General features: G+C 41.9%; 15 protein-coding genes. 5 read left to right on the top strand and 10 right to left on the bottom strand.

From position 1 onward, the window contains the following. Positions 1–24: 24 nt before the first annotated feature. From WH214_RS15935 to WH214_RS15920, 4 genes are all read right to left on the bottom strand, one after another. A complete protein-coding gene (locus WH214_RS15935) occupies positions 25–588 on the bottom strand; it encodes a flavoprotein (protein WP_279743614.1) in 564 nt (187 codons plus the stop codon). 241 nt (positions 589–829) lie between these two features. Continuing rightward, positions 830–1,831 (bottom strand): LLM class flavin-dependent oxidoreductase, encoded by a 1,002-nt coding sequence (locus tag WH214_RS15930; RefSeq protein WP_339422512.1) that lies wholly within the window; start codon positions 1,829–1,831, stop codon positions 830–832. A gap of 289 nt (positions 1,832–2,120) precedes the next feature. Beyond that, positions 2,121–2,648: a hypothetical protein gene (locus WH214_RS15925; protein WP_004982017.1), complete on the bottom strand. Its 528-nt coding sequence runs from the start codon at positions 2,646–2,648 to the stop codon at positions 2,121–2,123. 224 nt (positions 2,649–2,872) lie between these two features. Then, positions 2,873–3,298, bottom strand: a complete 426-nt coding sequence (locus tag WH214_RS15920; RefSeq protein ID WP_004696467.1) for a glycine zipper domain-containing protein — start codon at positions 3,296–3,298, stop codon at positions 2,873–2,875. Between the two features lie 460 nt (positions 3,299–3,758). Here WH214_RS15920 and prfA point away from each other — a divergent pair, with 460 nt between their 5' ends. Both prfA and prmC read left to right on the top strand, forming a co-directional pair. Continuing rightward, complete coding sequence (gene prfA / locus WH214_RS15915; protein ID WP_004982013.1) at positions 3,759–4,847, top strand: peptide chain release factor 1; 1,089 nt, start codon at positions 3,759–3,761, stop codon at positions 4,845–4,847. Next, positions 4,847–5,665, top strand: coding sequence for a peptide chain release factor N(5)-glutamine methyltransferase (prmC, locus tag WH214_RS15910; protein ID WP_126037063.1), 819 nt, complete (start codon positions 4,847–4,849; stop codon positions 5,663–5,665). The genes prfA and prmC overlap by 1 nt, the downstream gene beginning before the upstream one ends. A 56-nt stretch (positions 5,666–5,721) precedes the next feature. Here the strand turns inward: prmC and WH214_RS15905 are convergent, their stop codons facing one another. The 6 genes from WH214_RS15905 to WH214_RS15880 form a co-directional block, all read right to left on the bottom strand. Next, positions 5,722–6,543 carry an ABC transporter permease gene (locus WH214_RS15905; RefSeq protein WP_339422513.1) on the bottom strand — a complete coding sequence of 274 codons (822 nt, stop codon included), beginning with the start codon at positions 6,541–6,543 and terminating at the stop codon, positions 5,722–5,724. Further along, positions 6,543–7,502, bottom strand: coding sequence for an aliphatic sulfonate ABC transporter substrate-binding protein (locus tag WH214_RS15900; protein ID WP_140402872.1), 960 nt, complete (start codon positions 7,500–7,502; stop codon positions 6,543–6,545). The genes WH214_RS15905 and WH214_RS15900 overlap by 1 nt, the downstream gene beginning before the upstream one ends. A 289-nt stretch (positions 7,503–7,791) precedes the next feature. Then, positions 7,792–8,145 (bottom strand): hypothetical protein, encoded by a 354-nt coding sequence (locus tag WH214_RS15895; protein ID WP_110974163.1) that lies wholly within the window; start codon positions 8,143–8,145, stop codon positions 7,792–7,794. 479 nt (positions 8,146–8,624) lie between these two features. Continuing rightward, complete coding sequence (locus WH214_RS15890) at positions 8,625–9,584, bottom strand: hypothetical protein (protein WP_339422514.1); 960 nt, start codon at positions 9,582–9,584, stop codon at positions 8,625–8,627. 9 nt (positions 9,585–9,593) lie between these two features. Beyond that, positions 9,594–10,916, bottom strand: a complete 1,323-nt coding sequence (locus WH214_RS15885; RefSeq protein ID WP_339422985.1) for a sphingomyelin phosphodiesterase — start codon at positions 10,914–10,916, stop codon at positions 9,594–9,596. Between the two features lie 327 nt (positions 10,917–11,243). After that, positions 11,244–12,269 carry an AraC family transcriptional regulator gene (locus tag WH214_RS15880; RefSeq protein ID WP_339422515.1) on the bottom strand — a complete coding sequence of 342 codons (1,026 nt, stop codon included), beginning with the start codon at positions 12,267–12,269 and terminating at the stop codon, positions 11,244–11,246. Between the two features lie 143 nt (positions 12,270–12,412). On the opposite strand from WH214_RS15880, the gene WH214_RS15875 reads away from it, so the two are divergent. The 3 genes from WH214_RS15875 (at position 12,413) to WH214_RS15865 (ending at position 16,489) form a co-directional block, all read left to right on the top strand. Further along, entirely contained in the window at positions 12,413–13,183 is a 771-nt protein-coding gene (locus tag WH214_RS15875) for a 3-hydroxyacyl-CoA dehydrogenase (RefSeq protein ID WP_184119011.1), read from the top strand. Between the two features lie 263 nt (positions 13,184–13,446). Then, positions 13,447–14,583 carry an acyl-CoA dehydrogenase family protein gene (locus WH214_RS15870; protein WP_339422516.1) on the top strand — a complete coding sequence of 379 codons (1,137 nt, stop codon included), beginning with the start codon at positions 13,447–13,449 and terminating at the stop codon, positions 14,581–14,583. Between the two features lie 259 nt (positions 14,584–14,842). Beyond that, a complete protein-coding gene (locus WH214_RS15865; RefSeq protein WP_339422517.1) occupies positions 14,843–16,489 on the top strand; it encodes an AMP-binding protein in 1,647 nt (548 codons plus the stop codon). Positions 16,490–16,684 lie beyond the last annotated feature (195 nt).

The following is a 16,684-nucleotide window of genomic DNA, read 5'->3' as shown; positions in this document are numbered from 1 at the left end:
GTGGGTAAAACTTACCCTATATGGTTAATGGCTATAGGTGGTAATGATCACATCGACGGGATATTCGGCGCCATCTAAACTTTGAATGTCGTGTTCTCGAATTTTGACTATTGGCCAAGTGATTAGCTTACAGTTGTCGCGCTGTAAGGCATGATAATAATGATCGGACTTAAAAAATTTAAGTTTATCGGCAGCGGAGTTAGGTTTAAGTTGGTGTCTAAGCCATGGGTCTTGAACTTGGGTTTCTAAAAAGCGTAGAGCCAGTAGGCATTTGATCCGTGTGTTAAATAGACGTCGGTTCTTAATAACCAGCGGATGTTGGATTAAGCGCTGAATTCCGCGCTCTGTTTTTGGTAAGATAAATTGTGGCGCATTTTGAAAAACATAGACCGATTGAGCGACCTGACAAATCGACTCGAGGGCAGTTACTGTATGTTGGTTGGTACCAATAATCGCGACACGTTGCTCAGCAAAAGTATGTTGTTTAATTTCTGATGAGGGAATCAGTTGCCCTTTAAAATGCTGAAAATATTCGGGATGGTTTTGAAATAAACCAGATCCGTTGTCTGTTGAATGCAAATTGACCATGCTCGATCCTTAATTGTTTTTTATCGTCTTTCCTTAGTTTATTATTTTTAGTGCTTTTGCTCTAAAAAGGCAAAGTGATAAATTGTCTGAGCAGTCACACTAACTTTAGTCTAGACATAGCAGAAGTTTTTCAGGGCTTTAAGGATTTTTTAAGTATCGGCTAAGATTTTGGTTATTCATTTATGCATGTCGCCTTATGGGTATGTATTAATACGCATAAGGCGATTAACTTCATTTGTACTTAGCTATTTTTGATCTGCATGAGACGTTCAAAATTTTCTAAATGTTTGTCCGTGTCATAGATGTCACAGGTGAAAATGAACTCATCGACATCATATTCTAAAAGAAGCTGTTTCAAACCTTCTTTTACCGTGCCATTGGAACCGATTTGCGCCATGGAATAAAAACTGTCAACCGACATTTTTTCCGCAGGTGACCATAGACCGTCCATGCTGGCAATTGGCGCTTTTAGCTTTAAACTTTGACCGCGCATGAGACCTAAAACACGTTGGTAGGCACTGGTCGCTAGATATTCAGCTTCAGCATCAGTTTCAGCAACGACCGTCGGGACCCCCATAGATACATATGGTTTCGATAAGTATTCAGAGGGTTCAAAGTTTTCACGATAGAGCTGAATCGCTTGTTTCAGCATGCGCGGTGCAAAGTGTGATGCAAAAGAGTAGGGAAGTCCGAGTTTTGCTGCCAGTTGTGCACTAAATAAACTTGAACCGAGTAACCATACAGGCACATGTGTCCCTTGCCCCGGAGTTGCAATGATGCGCTGATTCGGCTCAGCGTCTTTAAAGTAATGCAGAATTTCTAAGACATCTTGTGGGAACTGATCTTCAGTTTCTTGACGGCCACGGCGAAGTGCGCGCATGGTCACTTGGTCTGTACCGGGTGCTCGACCTAAACCTAATTCAATCCGGTTTGGATAGAGTGTCGCAAGCGTACCGAATTGCTCCGCCACGATCAGTGGGGCATGGTTCGGGAGCATGATACCACCTGAACCTACCTTTAAGGTTGAGGTATTCGCGAGTAAATAGCCGAGTAGCACCGCAGTCGCAGAACTGGCAATACCATCCATATTATGATGTTCTGCAAGCCAAAGTCGGCTATAGCCTAAACGCTCAGCTTGTTGGGCCAATTTTAAGCTATGCTGTAGAGTGAGTTGTACAGTTTGATCTTCGCGGACAGGAGCTAATTCTAAAATAGAAAATTGAGTCTCGGACAACGTGCGCATTCTACTTCTCAGTTTTGTTTTATATATCGAAATAATACGATATAAGTGCTATCTTGTATATCGATTTTATTCGATATCCTGGTTGTTTTGTATAAGGTGCTGATTTAAAAATGAAACTAAATATCTATTCAACATCGTTGAACCGCACCAGACACACATGCGTTTAAAGCAAAAAGAAGTAAGCTACTGCATCGCAGAGACGATACAGTGTCTTTTTTGAGTGTAGTTTTCAGATAAATAAAAAGCACCCGAAGGTGCTCTTTTATTTGAAAATTTTTTATGGGGATGCTTAACGTTTCCCGTTTTTGTACCAGCCCAAGTGACGGCCATTGTCACCACGATAGTCGCGACCATTATATTTATAATTGCTGTTACGGTAGCCGCGGCTGTCATAACGACGATCATAACGGTCATCGTAACGGCGGTCATATTCATCATCGTAACGACGGTCTTCAGAGACTTTTTTACCTAGAACTGCGCCACCCGCTGAACCTAGACCTGCACCAATATACCCACCATTGGTACCGCCCATGTTTTTACCTACGGTATAACCACCAGCACCACCGAGTGCTCCACCAATGATTGCACCATTACGGTCACGTTTGTTGGCTGAAGCGGCTGCACCTGCACCACCACCAATGGCAGAACCAATCATCGCGCCTGTTTGTCCACCCATTTGATTACCAATCGCGGCACCGACAACACCACCTAATGCAGACGTTAGTGCAGTATTGGTTGTATTACCTGCATATGTCGTGGTCATCGTTAATGCTGAAGCTGCAATTACGGTACTCATTAAAATTGATTTAATTTTCATTTTTAAACTCCTAAGAGCATGTCTATTTTGTCTTGATTTCACTTTAGCGAAACATGTTGGAAGAATAATGAAGACAAACTTTATCGAAACCGTTGCTTTGGTAAGTGCTGTGTAACGACTCTTCGTATTTTCTACCAGTTTGGCTGATGTGTTGTTGCGTCTAAATCTGTGCCATAAAAAAGCACCCGAAGGTGCTTTCAATGACATCTTTACGATGCAGCTAATTAATGGTGTTTATGTTTTTTTTTCCATTTTTTACCATGGTAAGAGTCATACTGTTTATCTTTTGAGATTTTGTTGCCGAGTGCTGCACCGCCAGCTGCACCTAATGCAGAACCAACGTAGCCACCATTGGTGCCGCCCATGCTTTTACCTACGGTATAGCCCGCACCACCACCGATGGCACCACCAATAGCAGATTCAGTACGATGACGTTTGTCACTTGCAACGGCCGCACCACCCGCACCACCGAGTGCTGCACCGATGGTTGCACCAGTTGTGCCACCCATGTTTTTACCAATCGCTGTCCCTGCAACACTACCTAAAGCACTGGCTGCTGCAACGCGAGTTGTGCTGTCTGCATATGCAGTTGCAGTAAACATAGATGCCGTTGCTAATGTTGCTGACATTAAGAGTGTATTAAGTTTCATGTGTTTCTCCATGTCCAACATTGGTTGAACTGTCTTACTTTTTTCGATGTGGCTAATGTAACAAAAAGATTCCAGTTAATTGTGGAGAGTTAAAACTAAATTGAAACCCGTTGGTTTCTTGTTTGTATCAGTTTTATTACAAATGTGAATAAGCAGAATGAAATTTATCCAAAATCATGCAAATGTGGATAAACCTAGGAGTGATGCAGTTCACACTCTGAATTTTGAGCTGAAATGACCTATTTAAAAGATGTATATGAAATAAGCTGTTTTGCATTTTTAAGCGTTAGTAAGGGCATAAACACGCTTTAAAAGTGTATCAATCCACTGAGACGCATAAAGTAAACGTCGCTCAGGATTGAATAAAGATGTTCTTTGCGTGATAGAGCCGTTAAACTAAGCGCAAATTTTTTGGTGCTGTGAAACTCTATTGCAGCCTTTATATTGAGATATTTTCCTAATGAAAGAATCGTTACGTTTACGATTAGATCAACTTTCTGACCGTCACGAAGAATTAACAGCATTACTTGCAGATGTAGAAGTCATTTCGGATAACAAACGCTTTCGTCAGTTGTCACGTGAACATAGTGATTTAAGTGAAATCACAGAAGTTTGGACCAAATACAAACAAGCTGAAGCTGATATTGAAACGGCTGAAGCGATGCTGTCAGATCCTGATTTTAAGGAAATGGCTGTTGAAGAAATTAAAGAAAATAAAGCCATTATTGCGTCTTTAGAAGCTGATTTAAATATCTTAATGATTCCGAAAGATCCAAATGATGCGAACTCTGCATATTTGGAAATTCGAGCGGGAACAGGTGGTGATGAAGCCGCTATTTTCTCAGGTGACTTATATCGCATGTACACCAAGTATGCTGAATCACAAGGCTGGCGTATTGAAGTGTTGTCTGAAAATGAAGGCGAACACGGTGGTTATAAAGAAATTATTTGTTTGGTGAATGGTGAAGGCGTTTACGGCCGTTTGAAGTTTGAAAGTGGCGCGCACCGTGTACAACGTGTACCTGCAACGGAGTCTCAGGGCCGTGTACATACTTCGGCGTGTACCGTTGCGATTTTGCCTGAAATTGATGTCGATACTACGGTCGAGATTAATGCATCAGACTTACGTATTGATACCTACCGTGCCTCAGGTGCGGGTGGTCAGCACATCAACAAAACCGATTCGGCCGTGCGTATTACCCACATTCCAACAGGAACAGTGGTGGAATGTCAGGAAGAGCGTTCGCAGCATAAAAACAAAGCCAAAGCGATGGCTTTACTTGCTTCACGTTTGGAAAATGCAAAACGTGCAGCAGCTGATGCAGCAACTTCTGAAATGCGCCGTGACTTGGTCGGCTCGGGTGATCGTTCTGAACGTATTCGTACCTATAACTACCCGCAAGGTCGAATGACCGATCACCGTATTAACTTAACTTTATACAAGTTAGACGCAGTTATGGAAGGCGATTTAACTGAACTATTAGATAGCTTACATCGTGAATATCAAGCAGATCAGCTTGCGATGCTTGCACAGCAGAATGGTGGATAATGAATATTGCCCAAGCTTTGGCTTTACGTGGTGAAGCCGAGAGTTACGAACGTCAAGAGAACGCATGGTTGCTGGAACACATCACCAAAATTGATTCTTTTGATTTGGTTATGAAAAAAGATCAAGTGCTGACCGATGAGCAAGAGCAAGCCTATGTTGCTGCCTTGGCACGAATCGAAGCAGGTGAACCTTTGGCCTATGTGACAGGTTCACAGCCGTTTTGGACGCTAGATTTGATTGTCACTCCTGACACCTTAGTGCCACGTCCAGATACCGAGGTACTGGTAGAAACTGTATTACGTTTAGACTTACCTGAAGATGCCCGCATCGTCGATTTAGGTACGGGGACGGGTGCGGTTGCACTTTCATTGGCCAGTGAACGAGACACGTGGGACATCACGGCTACCGATATTTATGAGCCAACTTTAGCTGTTGCACAGCAAAATGCAGAAAAACATGACTTAAATGATGTGACTTTTGTGTGTGGCAGTTGGTTTGCACCGCTAAATCGAAAGTTTTTTGATGTGATTGTCTCGAACCCACCGTACATCGATGCCGATGACGCCCACATGCAAGACCTAGCAACTGAACCTGAACGTGCTCTAGTTGCTGCGGATCATGGTTTGGCTGATTTAAAAGTCATTATTCAGCAAGGTAAAAAGCATTTAACTCTTGATGGTTGGGTGGTACTTGAGCATGGTTATGATCAAGGTGATGCTGTACAGAAAATCTTTAAAGAAGCGGGCTATAAACAAGTCCGTACGGTGAAAGATTATGGTGGAAATGACCGCGTCACTTTAGGGCAGTGGACACAATAATTTTTTTGTTCTCTTCAAAATAAAAGCGCATTCGATGCGCTTTTATTTTTTCTACCTTATGTTCCAAATACGTCACGCCAACGCAGTAGCCAAGTCTCGAGGGCTTTCATGATGCTATCACTGAGTTTTCCGAGCACGGCTAAAAGAATAATCGCTAAGATCACAATATCAGGACGTGAAGTTTCTCGGCCATCACTCAGTAAGTAGCCAATGCCTTGTGTTGCTGCAATGAGCTCTGCGGCAATCATAAACATCCATGCCAAGCTTAAACTGTTGCGCAGTCCTGTTAAGATCCCCGGAGATGCTGCAGGCAAAATAATCTGTTGCACTTGCTGCCAGTACTTCAGTCGATAGACTTGTGCGACTTCGATGAGCTTACGATCAACCCCTTTAATGGCTGCGACAGTGTTGGTATAGGTCGGAAAAAATGCGCCAATCGCAATCAAGGTAATCTTCGATGCTTCATCAATTCCCAGCCACAGTAAAAGTAGAGGAATCCAAGCTAAACTCGGGATGGATTTAATCGCTGAAAAACTGGGTTCTAAAAACGCTTCAACCTGTTTATTGAGTCCCACCAAAATCGCAAATATTAAAGCCAGGGCACTCCCAATAAAAAAGCCTAAAAACACTCGCCATGTGCTGGTCCAGACATGTATCCATAAATCTGCCTGCCATAAATCTAGAAAGGTTTGCCACAGACTACTGGGTGCAGGCAATAAATAAGGTTCAATAAAACCTGCACGGACCAGATATTCACAAGCAATCAGTAAGAGCGCTGGAAGGGTGATCGCTTTGAGAACACTCTTCAATTTCAACTGAAATGAGGAACTTTTTTTCACTTCAACATCGGTGAAAGAGCTCGCGACTGACTTGGTCATTATTTGCTTACAACCTTTTGTGCATATTGTGGTTTAAACAACTGAGTCACAACTTGATTAACATTGGTGCCTTTACGGACTAAGTCTTCTTCATTCAAAATGCCGCCAGACTTTTGTAATGCGGCAATCTGTTTGGCTGACGGAATGTTTTGATCAAAGTTGGTACGGCTTAATTGTAATTTTGCGACATTCAACGGAAGTTTGGACTCGCGTGCCAGTAACTCCGCCAGTTTCTCTGGGTTAGCTTTGGCCCATTTACGTGCTTGCTCATAAGCTTTAATCACTGCTTCAATGGCTTCGGGACTTTGCTGAGTAAAAGACTCTTTGACACTGAGTACGCTATAACTGTTAAACCCAATATTTCGATACAGCAATTTTGCGCCAGATTGCACTTGTGCCGATGCCATCAGTGGATCTAGGCCTGCCCAAGCATCGACTTGACCACGTTCTAAAGCCGTTTTGCCATCTGGATGTTGTAAATGAACCAGTTGTACATCGCGTTTATTTAGACCCACTGTATCCAGCGCTTGTAAGGTAAATAGAAAAGGGTCTGTGCCTTTGGTTGCGGCAATTTTCTTTCCTTTTAAGTCTTTTAGGCTTTTAATTTGGGAGTTTTTAGCAACCACCAAAGCGGTCCATTCAGGTTGGCTTTGGATATAAACGGTGTTTATCGGACTGCCGTTGGCACGACTGAGTACGGCTGCAAGTCCTGCGGTTGAAGCAAAATCGACACTACCACTATTTAAATATTCCAACGAGCGGTTACTGCCTTGGCTAAATACCCATTTAATTTCAGTTTTAGGTAAGGCTTTTTCTAACAGTTTTTGTTCTTTCACCACAAGGCTGGTTGGTGCGTAGTAGGCATAATCGAGTTTGAGCGTGTTTGGAATAGCGGCATGGGCATAAGAACCGATCAGACCTAAAATCAGTGAAGTGCTCAGTAGTTTAAAGTTTTTCATGTTGCATCATTTAAATAAGTTCATTTGTGAGTTCTTTTAACCTTATGTATGCGAAAAATAAAAAAAGAAAAATGGATAACAAAATATTAAATTGAAATAAGTGGATAATATTTATTTAAGTATTTGAATATTAATAAATAGGTTGAAAGGTCTGGAGATTTTGCAATATAGAATAACTTTAAAAAAGCATAGATTAATTTCTTATTATATTAATATAAAATAAATAAATAATTAATTTTTAATTAAAAAACGCGACTGTAATAGTCGCTTTTAAAAAGGGATTGCAAGCTTACATAGGATAGTCTTGTAAGCTGTCAGAAACTTCAACTTGCTCTAAAGCATCAGTTTCAAGTGCAAGGCAAAGCGTCACAATTTTCTTTAGATCAGCTAGATATTGTTCATCTTTAAACGATGCACCTAACTGCAGGGCTTGAATACGGTCAGCGCTAATATCCAATGCTTGAGCAGCTTCAATCGCATCAACTTCATTAAAAAATGCAGTAACAGCATGATTTAATTCAAGGTCTGATGCATTGAGAATACCTTGATCCAGTTGCTCTTCAAATTGTGGGGTAGGAGACTGCAAAGCTTGAGTAAAGTTTTGCACCAGACGTTGATCGAGAACATCAATCATTTTAAGCATGTCATAACCTTTAAAAGAAATAAGGTGATTAAACAGGGGGAGTACAGCCGAAAATAAGCATTAAAAAATGCTTTAAAAGTGGGTGAAAAGTAATCTATTTTGGAATATTTTGCAAATAGATTCCGATAAATGAAAGATGGACTTATTAAGTGAATGAAAAGCTTAAATTTATTAAATTGAGTGCCTGTTTGCATTTCACACTACGGTTCCAATGGACTCGGATTGATCAAAAAGAAGTATTCAATGCGGAATATCGTGGGACTTCAATTGAAGAAATTATTTGAATTGGTTTTAAGTTTTTGAAATAGAATAATTATATTCATATCGTCGTTACAATAGTCTTTATTTTACGCATCACTGATGCGAACTCAAAACATTGTGGAATTGCAATTTGTAAGAACATGCTAAAGCAACATGAGGTATATCACCTTGCTTTAGCTGTCTTTGTTTGGTGTGGAGAATGATGAATGTTTAAGCCACTAGTTAAAGTGCTTTTGCCTCAGTTGTTCTAGCCGGAGTTGATATTGCTGTTGCCATGCACTTTCAGCTAAGTTTTGTTTTTGCTGGTTCATTTCTTGGTTTAGAGCAGCAAGCTCAGATTGATAACTGGCGATCTGTTGTTGCTGTCGAGCGACTTGTTGCTCTCGTTCAGCCAATTGTGCCGCTTCTTTGCCTGAAAAGTAGCTGTTACGAATTTGTTGGGTAATTTCTTGTTGCTGTATTGGATCGGTGACGCCAATTAAAGCCAATTTAAGGGCTTTATCATAACTACCACTTTGACCATCAATATTTTTGCTCGGGTTTTTATATTGTTGCTGTAATTGCCCAAGTTCACTCAGACGTTGTTGTAGCGTCATTTGCGGTGCGCGGCCCAAGAGTTCGCCATAAGCAAACTGATAGCTGGCAAACTCTTTTTCTTCAGCAAAGCCGAGTTGTGTTTCTTGCTTACCTAAAGTCTGTTCACGTAAGTTCCAAATCTCCTGATAACGCTGTTGTGGATTCATTTGTGTGGACATGGTTTTAGCTTGCATTTCTTTTTCGTACAGTGGTAGGCGTTCTATCAATTGTTTTAAAGTCTGGGCAAACTGCTGATCTGGATATTCATCCAATACTTGTTTTAATAATGCCTGACAGTTGGTATCGGGGCAGTTTTGCTGTAACTGGTTTAATAATTGTGTGATATTGCCCGGATTTTTTTGAAAGTGTTGAATGATTTGTTGGATGGATTCTTGTTGCTGTTGTTGCTGCATTTTTGACTCGTCATTGTTTGCAGCGGCAAGCTTCTCTTGCAAACTGCTGGGTTGAGCAGTCTCTGTAAGGGACGGTGAGGATGCCTGAGTTTGACCCGATGTGGCATATGATGAGCCAAGGCCCAACCATATCACCACACCGATCACCAATACACTCAGCACCAAAGCGATAAGCCCAAAGCGCTTCATTATTCTTCCTTATGGGTTGTATTGGAATTGACCCATTACTGGGAAGTGGTCAGATAAGTCCCAAGTCATAAATACGGGGTCGGCAGCCGAGCGAAGAATACGGACATCATTACGTGCTTGCATAGGCTGACGGTGGTTATTGGATGACACTACATAGTCTAAATATTCTACGGTAGAGCCGCCCGTGAGTCCTGCACCTGCGAGTTTATTCACTCGTGGGTCGAAGGTCGATTCGGTATATCCTGTGCTGACTGGTACCGTACCATTCAAGTTGATTTGCATTTGCGCATAATCTTGCGGCCACAGTAGTTTATTGACATTAAAGTCACCGCCCATGAGTACCGCATCAAATGACGGGATATTTTGCTTATCGACCAAAGCGCGGATTTGCTTAAATTGTTGCTGGCGCATATCACGTGCCGCGTCGGTATCAAACGATGCGGTATGCGTGGAGGTCACATGATAGGCTTTGCCATTCTTGAGAATTTCAGCATAAATCACGCCTTTATCGGCAAAACAGTCAATCCCCGTACAGCTCGGGTAAATAAAATGATCCGTTTTTACAATTGGATGGCGACTTGCAACCAATATGCCGCTGTCATAGATATTGAAACCTGAACCGATTGGAATATAAGTTTGGTATGGATATTCCTGCGCTAATTTGGCCAACATGGCGGTACGACCAGAAGCAAAGGTTTCTTGGAATAAGATCGCGTCGTAGCCTTTTAGGTTTTGCGGCAGTTGTTCTAAACGCGAATCAATTTTACTTGCCACTAAAGGAAGGGCATAAATATTGTAGGTTAAAACTTTAAACTCATCGGCACTGCTGACAACGGGTTCTGGCACGGTATTTTGATGGATAGTGTAGTGGAAGTCGTCATAACCACCAGTGTATTCAGCTTTAAAAGCAGTCTGCGCTGCTTTTCCTGCATAATTGGTGTTGAAGCGCTGAATATTACGATTGTTGAACCATGGTGCAGAGAAATCACTGCCAGATGCAGAGTGTTTAATATCACTGCCAGACCAAGTGCCAGTCATGGATTGCTTTAGGGTGACGCTTGAACCACCGCCTGTAATCACGGTATCAAAATTATAAGTTTGACCTGACTTTACCCCAGTATAACGGTTAAAACGCAGTACACGTTTAGTTTCATAAGGTGCAATTTGGGTGGCTTCTTGAGCCCATTGACTCCCTTGAGTTAAGGTGCGTGTACCATGATGATTAATATTGACGGATACCGTTTCAGGGGTGGTATTGGTCACATAAATGTATGAGTCTGCTATCGCTTGCTGACTGCACAGCAATAATGATAACCATCCGATATTTTTCATTAAGTTTTTATTTAATTGGGTGCTCATGTGTTCCCTCCATGATGTTTTTATTCAATATTGTGTAAAACAATATGACGAGATCACTATGGCAGGTAATTTTTTTAAGTCAGTGACAAAGTGCGACAGCCCCCTGGTTTTCCGATGAATGAGCATCAAAAATTCAATTTAATTTATAAGCTCTGTTGACATTTCATTTGGCCAATCAAAACCAAACCCAGAACAATAGAATGTTGAGGTTTACTTTAACGAGAGAATTTTATGGGTTGGTTATTTGTTATGTAGAAAGAGCAAGAGCGTTTCGTAGTTGCTTATACCAATCGACTGAAATTAAGCATCCTTATTTTGACGATAAGCACCAGGGCTGACGCCTGTCCATTTTTTAAAAGCACGATGGAAAGCACTCGGATCATGAAAATTGAGTTCAGTGCTAATGTCTTGTAATGATACTTGGCTGTTACTGAGCAGCTCAATCGCCATATCACGGCGTATATCATTTTTGAGTTGTTGATAACTGAAACCTTCACTTTTCAGTCGCCGTTGAATAGTCGCCTCAGACATATTGAAATGATGGGCAATTTCAGACAGTTCAAGCCACTGGATCGGGGGGGCCTGCATTAAATAGCGACGAATTTGGGCACTGGTTGAATGTGGGTTTTTATAACGGGTCAGTAAAATATGTGGGGTTTGCTGAATAAATTGATACCACGATTTACTGTCCTGTTTTATTGGCATTTTTAAATAATTGGCATCGAACTGAATATAGTTTTCAGCCATTTGATACTGGATATTTTCACAAAAACGAACTTTGTAGTCGATGTCATCTGTAGGTGCATCACATTTGAGTTGAATTTGATTCAAAATCACTCGTTGCCCCACCAGCCAACACATTAGGGCATGAATCAGCATGATGTAAGTTGCGTAACTAAACATACGCTTGGGCTGTTGTCGTTCGTAAATCACAATATAGGCATAATGTTCTTGTACCATGAGTTGACTACTAAAGTCGTCTAGCACCAGATTCATAAACTGCAAAATATGCTGAATGGCTTGGTCCAATTGGGTGGTATGTAACAGTGATTTAGATAAAAACTGAAAGCTGCCACGGCGCATAGCATGGTGATCCATCCCAAAAAACTCATCATTCATGACATTGGCCAGTTCAGTCCAGAGCTGTGCATATTGATTGACTGAGACCCGTGCTTTTGTCGCACTTAACAGTTCGCTATTGATGCCTGCATTTTTCAAAATATCAGCAACAGCATATCCCTGCTTTTCAGCCTCAAACAATGCTTCGTGTACCAAAGCAATTGAAATGGAATCTTTTTGGGCGTTTGCATGTTCCGATGCAGTCATAGTGGCTTCCATATTTTTATTGTGCAATTTGAGCATTGTCCAAAACCATCATGGAAGATGCAATATTTGGAAATTGTACTCAAGTGCTTCTGTGTTTACATTTCTTCTTAAGTCGTAGCATTCAATCATACAAGGAAAAAGAAATGAAGATTCAAGGGAAGGTTTTTGTCGTCACGGGTGGAGCATCGGGTTTAGGCGCAGCAACAGCTCGTCATTTGATTGAGCAAGGTGCGAAAGTCATTTTGGTGGATATGAATCAAGCTTTAGGTGAAGAGCTACAGCGTGAGTTGGGTGAAAATGCTCAGTTTAAAAGCCTCGATGTTACTGATGAGCACGCTGTACAAAGTTTCTTCCAAGAAGTTGAGGCGGAATATGGGCAATTGAATGGTTTGGTGAACTGTGCGGGTGTAGCACCTTCAGCCAAAGTGTTGGGTCGTGATGGTATTCATGAGCTGGCGTTATTCCAAAAAGTATTAAACATCAATGTCTCAGGTACTTTTAATATGCTGCGTTTTGCGGCGCAATTAATCGCGAAATATGAACTCCAAGCCGGTGAAGAAGAGCGCGGTGTGATTGTGAATACAGCTTCGGTGGCAGCCTATGATGGCCAAATTGGCCAGACCGCTTATGCAGCATCGAAAGGCGCTGTTGTCTCGATGACTTTACCGCTGGCACGTGAACTAGCACGTGAGAAAATTCGAGTGATGACCATTGCTCCAGGCATTATGGAAACGCCAATGTTGAAGGCGATGCCGCAAAATGTACAAGATGCGTTGGGTGAAATGGTGCCATTTCCGAAGCGTTTGGCAAAGCCTCAAGAGTTTGCTCAGCTTGTAGGGCATATTTTTGAAAATAGTTATTTGAATGGTGAAGTGATTCGTTTAGATGGCGCGATTCGTATGCAGCCTAAATAATCTATTTTGATTTGTGATCTTTGAGTTTATGACGGAGCCTTTGCGTCGATTAAGTAATGGCTTCTTATAACCTTCGGTTCGACCTACTTTTCTTTCGGGAAAAGTAGGCAAAACCATCTCCATTCGCAAAACCTGTTCTATTAAATTTACAGACTACTTTCTCGCAAAAACATTATCTTTTGAAAGGCTTTCAGGTTGCGAATGGGCCGCCGTGTATCAAATATTTATTAAATTTAATAACCTGAACAGAAAAGGGATACTCCATGCTTTTAAATGAAGAACAAAAAATGGTTCAGGATATGCTGCGTAGTTATTCGCAGGAAAAACTGAAGCCAACAGCAGCTGAACGTGACAAAACCGCACAGTTTCCTGCACAAGAACTTAAAGAGCTGGGTGAGTTAGGTGCTTTGGGTATGACTGTTTCACCTGAGTGGGGTGGTGCAGGCTTAGATTATATTTCATTGGTGGTGGCACTTGAGGAGATTGCAGCAGGTGACGGTGCTATTTCGACCATTGTCAGTGTACAAAATTCGCTGCCGTGTGGCATTACCCAACGTTATGGAACTGATGCGCAAAAGCAGAAATATTTAAGCAAGCTTGCCACAGGTGAGTGGTTGGGTTGTTTTTGTCTCACTGAACCACAAGCAGGCTCAGATGCAGGGGCATTGGAGTGTAAAGCCGTTCGTGAGGGTGATGAATGGGTGCTAAATGGAACTAAGCAATTCATTACTACAGGAAAGCATGCTCAAGTCGCTTTGGTTTTTGCAGTCACAGACAAAGCTGCGGGTAAGAAAGGCATTTCTTGCTTTTTAGTCCCAACCGATACTGAAGGCTATATCGTCTCTCGTATAGAGGAAAAGATGGGGCAGCACTGTTCGGATACTGCAACTATTGTTTTGGATAACTGCCGCATTCCAGCTGATCATTTGCTAGGCGCGGAAGGTGAGGGCTATAAAATTGCGCTTTCAAATTTGGAGTCAGGACGTATTGGTATTGCAGCGCAATCAGTGGGTATGGCGCGTGCCGCTTTAGATGCTGCGGTTGAATATGCCAATGAACGCAAAGCCTTCGGTGTTGAAATTGTGCAACATCAGGCAGTTGCTTTTCGTTTAGCCGATATGGCGACGCAAATTGAAGCAGCACGTCAGTTAATTTTCCATGCAGCCGCTTTGAAAGATGCAGGATTGCCATGTTTAAAAGAAGCGTCTATGGCCAAATTGTTTGCCTCAACCATAGCGGAGCGTGTTTGTTCTGATGCTATTCAAATTCATGGTGGCTATGGCTATGTTTCAGATTTTCCTGTTGAACGAATTTATCGGGACGTCCGTGTGAGCCAGATTTATGAAGGAGCATCTGATATCCAACGTCTTGTCATTGCACGTGAGGTAACCAAGGTTTAAGTCCACTCAGTTTTAGACTTTGGTCGATGTTCAAAGCCTGCATTTTCATTGAGGGATTTGGAAATTGTAGGTGCATTTAAAACATGGTTATCTAGGTACAGCGGTTAAGTACAGTCATTAAATAGAGCAGCTGAGCTGCTCTAGGTTTTCAAACAATATAGGACTGACAATGAGGTCAGTTCAACGCTTAAAACGATAAAGAACATGGACGGCCAAAGTGGATTTGGCCTTAAAAAATGGATAATGCGAGGTTGTCGTGATGAAGACATTAGAACAAGCCCATCAAGAATTTAACTATGAGCAACTGATTCAAGAACAATTGGTCGGCCAACCCAATGCAGTGAATGCTTATATTGAGTGCTGTCAGCGCTATGTCGGGCAGCAAAAAACAGCACTCATTTGGGAAGGAAAAAATGGTGAGTCTGAGCAATGGAGTTTTGAACAGCTCGATGTTGCCTCAGCACAGTTGGCAAATTATTTCAAAAGTACTGGCATTCAAGTGGGTGACTGTATCGCAGGGTTGTTACCGCGGACGCCTGAACTATTGATTACGATTTTAGCAACATGGCGGATTGGTGCGATTTATCAGCCTTTGTTTACCGCTTTTGAGTCGAAGGCGATTGAACATCGAGTTTTAACTGCGAACACCAAATTGATTGTAACCAATGCAGAGCAACGACCAAAGCTTAATCACGTTGAAGTCAAATATATCCTGACTGTGAATGCTGGAACAAACTTAACCAGTAATGAAGCTGATTTTTGGCAGGAAGCAGAACAACAGTCCGATCAATGTGAGGCTGTTTTATGTAACTTTGATGATGATTTCCTGATGATGTTTACCTCAGGCACCACAGGTTTGGCAAAATCAGTGCCTGTCCCTTTAAAAGCGGTTTTGGCTTTTAAGGGCTATATGCAACATGCGGTCGATTTAAGAGAAGACGATTCATTTTGGAATTTAGCCGATCCGGGCTGGGCTTATGGGCTGTACTACGGCATTACAGGGCCGCTCAGCTTGGGGCATAGCATCATTATGGATGAGCGCGCATTTAGCGTCGATCATGCGGTTGAAGTCATTAAAAAGTATCGCGTCAGTAATTTAACAGGTTCGCCTACAGCTTTTCGGATGTTCTTTGGTTTTAAAGAAAAGTTTGATCCTTCCATTAAAACCCACCTACGTGCTGTTAGTAGTGCGGGTGAGCCTTTGACCCCAGAAGTGATTCATTGGTTTAATAATGATCTGAATGTCAACATTTATGACCAATATGGACAAACTGAGTTGGGCATGGTGATTGCCAACCATCATGCACTGGAGCATGAGAAAAAAGTCGGGTCGGCAGGCTTTGCTAACCCCGGACACCGCTTTGCTGTACTTGATGCGAACCACCAAGAAGTGAAGTGCGGTGAAATTGGAACGCTAGCTATAGACTTTAGCCAGTCACCACTGACATGGTTTAAAGGCTATGGTGGCAATAATCGTAAATCCTTTGTGGGACAGTATTATTTAACAGGTGATACGGTCAAGCTCAATGAAATTGGCGGTATCGACTTTGTTGGGCGTGCTGACGATGTCATTACAACGTCAGGCTATCGAGTTGGACCTTTTGATGTCGAAAGTACTTTGCTTGAGTGTGCGGAAGTACTCGAGTCAGCTGTGATTGGTAAGCCTGATCCAGAGCGCACTGAAGTGGTGAAAGCTTTTGTGGTGCTAAAGCCACAGTACCAAGCCTCTAAAGAGTTGGATAGCAAACTCCAAGCCTATGTGCGTTCACGTTTATCTAAACATGCTTATCCGAAAGAAATTGAGTTTGTTGAAAGCTTGCCAAAAACGTCGAGTGGAAAAATTCAACGTAATTTGCTGAAACAGCAAGAAGTGGCAAAGATGCAAACTTTACAAGCTGCCATTTAATTTACAAATAAAAGGGTCTTAAAGCTAAAGCCAGTCAGTTCTAAATAGACTGGCTTTTTCTTTTAACCATTTATAGTGGTATGTGATTTGTGGAACACCGCTCGAAATATAGCTAGAGATATAAATAGCCTAAGAAAATTTAACTAGGCAACTAGTATGATTCAATTTCCATTACTTAAAAATGAAAAAGTTGAG

Source organism: Acinetobacter sp. MYb191 (assembly GCF_037572605.1).
In the GTDB taxonomy this organism is placed as follows: Bacteria; Pseudomonadota; Gammaproteobacteria; order Pseudomonadales; family Moraxellaceae; genus Acinetobacter; species Acinetobacter johnsonii.
The sequence above is the reverse complement of the archived record's forward strand: the minus strand, read 5'-3'. Positions and strand labels throughout refer to the sequence as shown.

Coding starts and splice junctions, on each gene's coding strand:
- WH214_RS15900 (WP_140402872.1), bottom strand. CDS start 7,502: ATGAAAAACTTTAAACTACTGAGCACTTCACTGATTTTAGGTCTGATC.
- WH214_RS15890 (WP_339422514.1), bottom strand. CDS start 9,584: ATGAAGCGCTTTGGGCTTATCGCTTTGGTGCTGAGTGTATTGGTGATC.
- WH214_RS15905 (WP_339422513.1), bottom strand. CDS start 6,543: ATGACCAAGTCAGTCGCGAGCTCTTTCACCGATGTTGAAGTGAAAAAA.
- WH214_RS15925 (WP_004982017.1), bottom strand. CDS start 2,648: ATGAAAATTAAATCAATTTTAATGAGTACCGTAATTGCAGCTTCAGCA.
- WH214_RS15895 (WP_110974163.1), bottom strand. CDS start 8,145: ATGCTTAAAATGATTGATGTTCTCGATCAACGTCTGGTGCAAAACTTT.
- WH214_RS15930 (WP_339422512.1), bottom strand. CDS start 1,831: ATGCGCACGTTGTCCGAGACTCAATTTTCTATTTTAGAATTAGCTCCT.
- prmC (WP_126037063.1), top strand. CDS start 4,847: ATGAATATTGCCCAAGCTTTGGCTTTACGTGGTGAAGCCGAGAGTTAC.
- WH214_RS15880 (WP_339422515.1), bottom strand. CDS start 12,269: ATGACTGCATCGGAACATGCAAACGCCCAAAAAGATTCCATTTCAATT.
- prfA (WP_004982013.1), top strand. CDS start 3,759: ATGAAAGAATCGTTACGTTTACGATTAGATCAACTTTCTGACCGTCAC.
- WH214_RS15935 (WP_279743614.1), bottom strand. CDS start 588: ATGGTCAATTTGCATTCAACAGACAACGGATCTGGTTTATTTCAAAAC.
- WH214_RS15885 (WP_339422985.1), bottom strand. CDS start 10,916: ATGAAAAATATCGGATGGTTATCATTATTGCTGTGCAGTCAGCAAGCG.
- WH214_RS15865 (WP_339422517.1), top strand. CDS start 14,843: ATGAAGACATTAGAACAAGCCCATCAAGAATTTAACTATGAGCAACTG.
- WH214_RS15870 (WP_339422516.1), top strand. CDS start 13,447: ATGCTTTTAAATGAAGAACAAAAAATGGTTCAGGATATGCTGCGTAGT.
- WH214_RS15875 (WP_184119011.1), top strand. CDS start 12,413: ATGAAGATTCAAGGGAAGGTTTTTGTCGTCACGGGTGGAGCATCGGGT.
- WH214_RS15920 (WP_004696467.1), bottom strand. CDS start 3,298: ATGAAACTTAATACACTCTTAATGTCAGCAACATTAGCAACGGCATCT.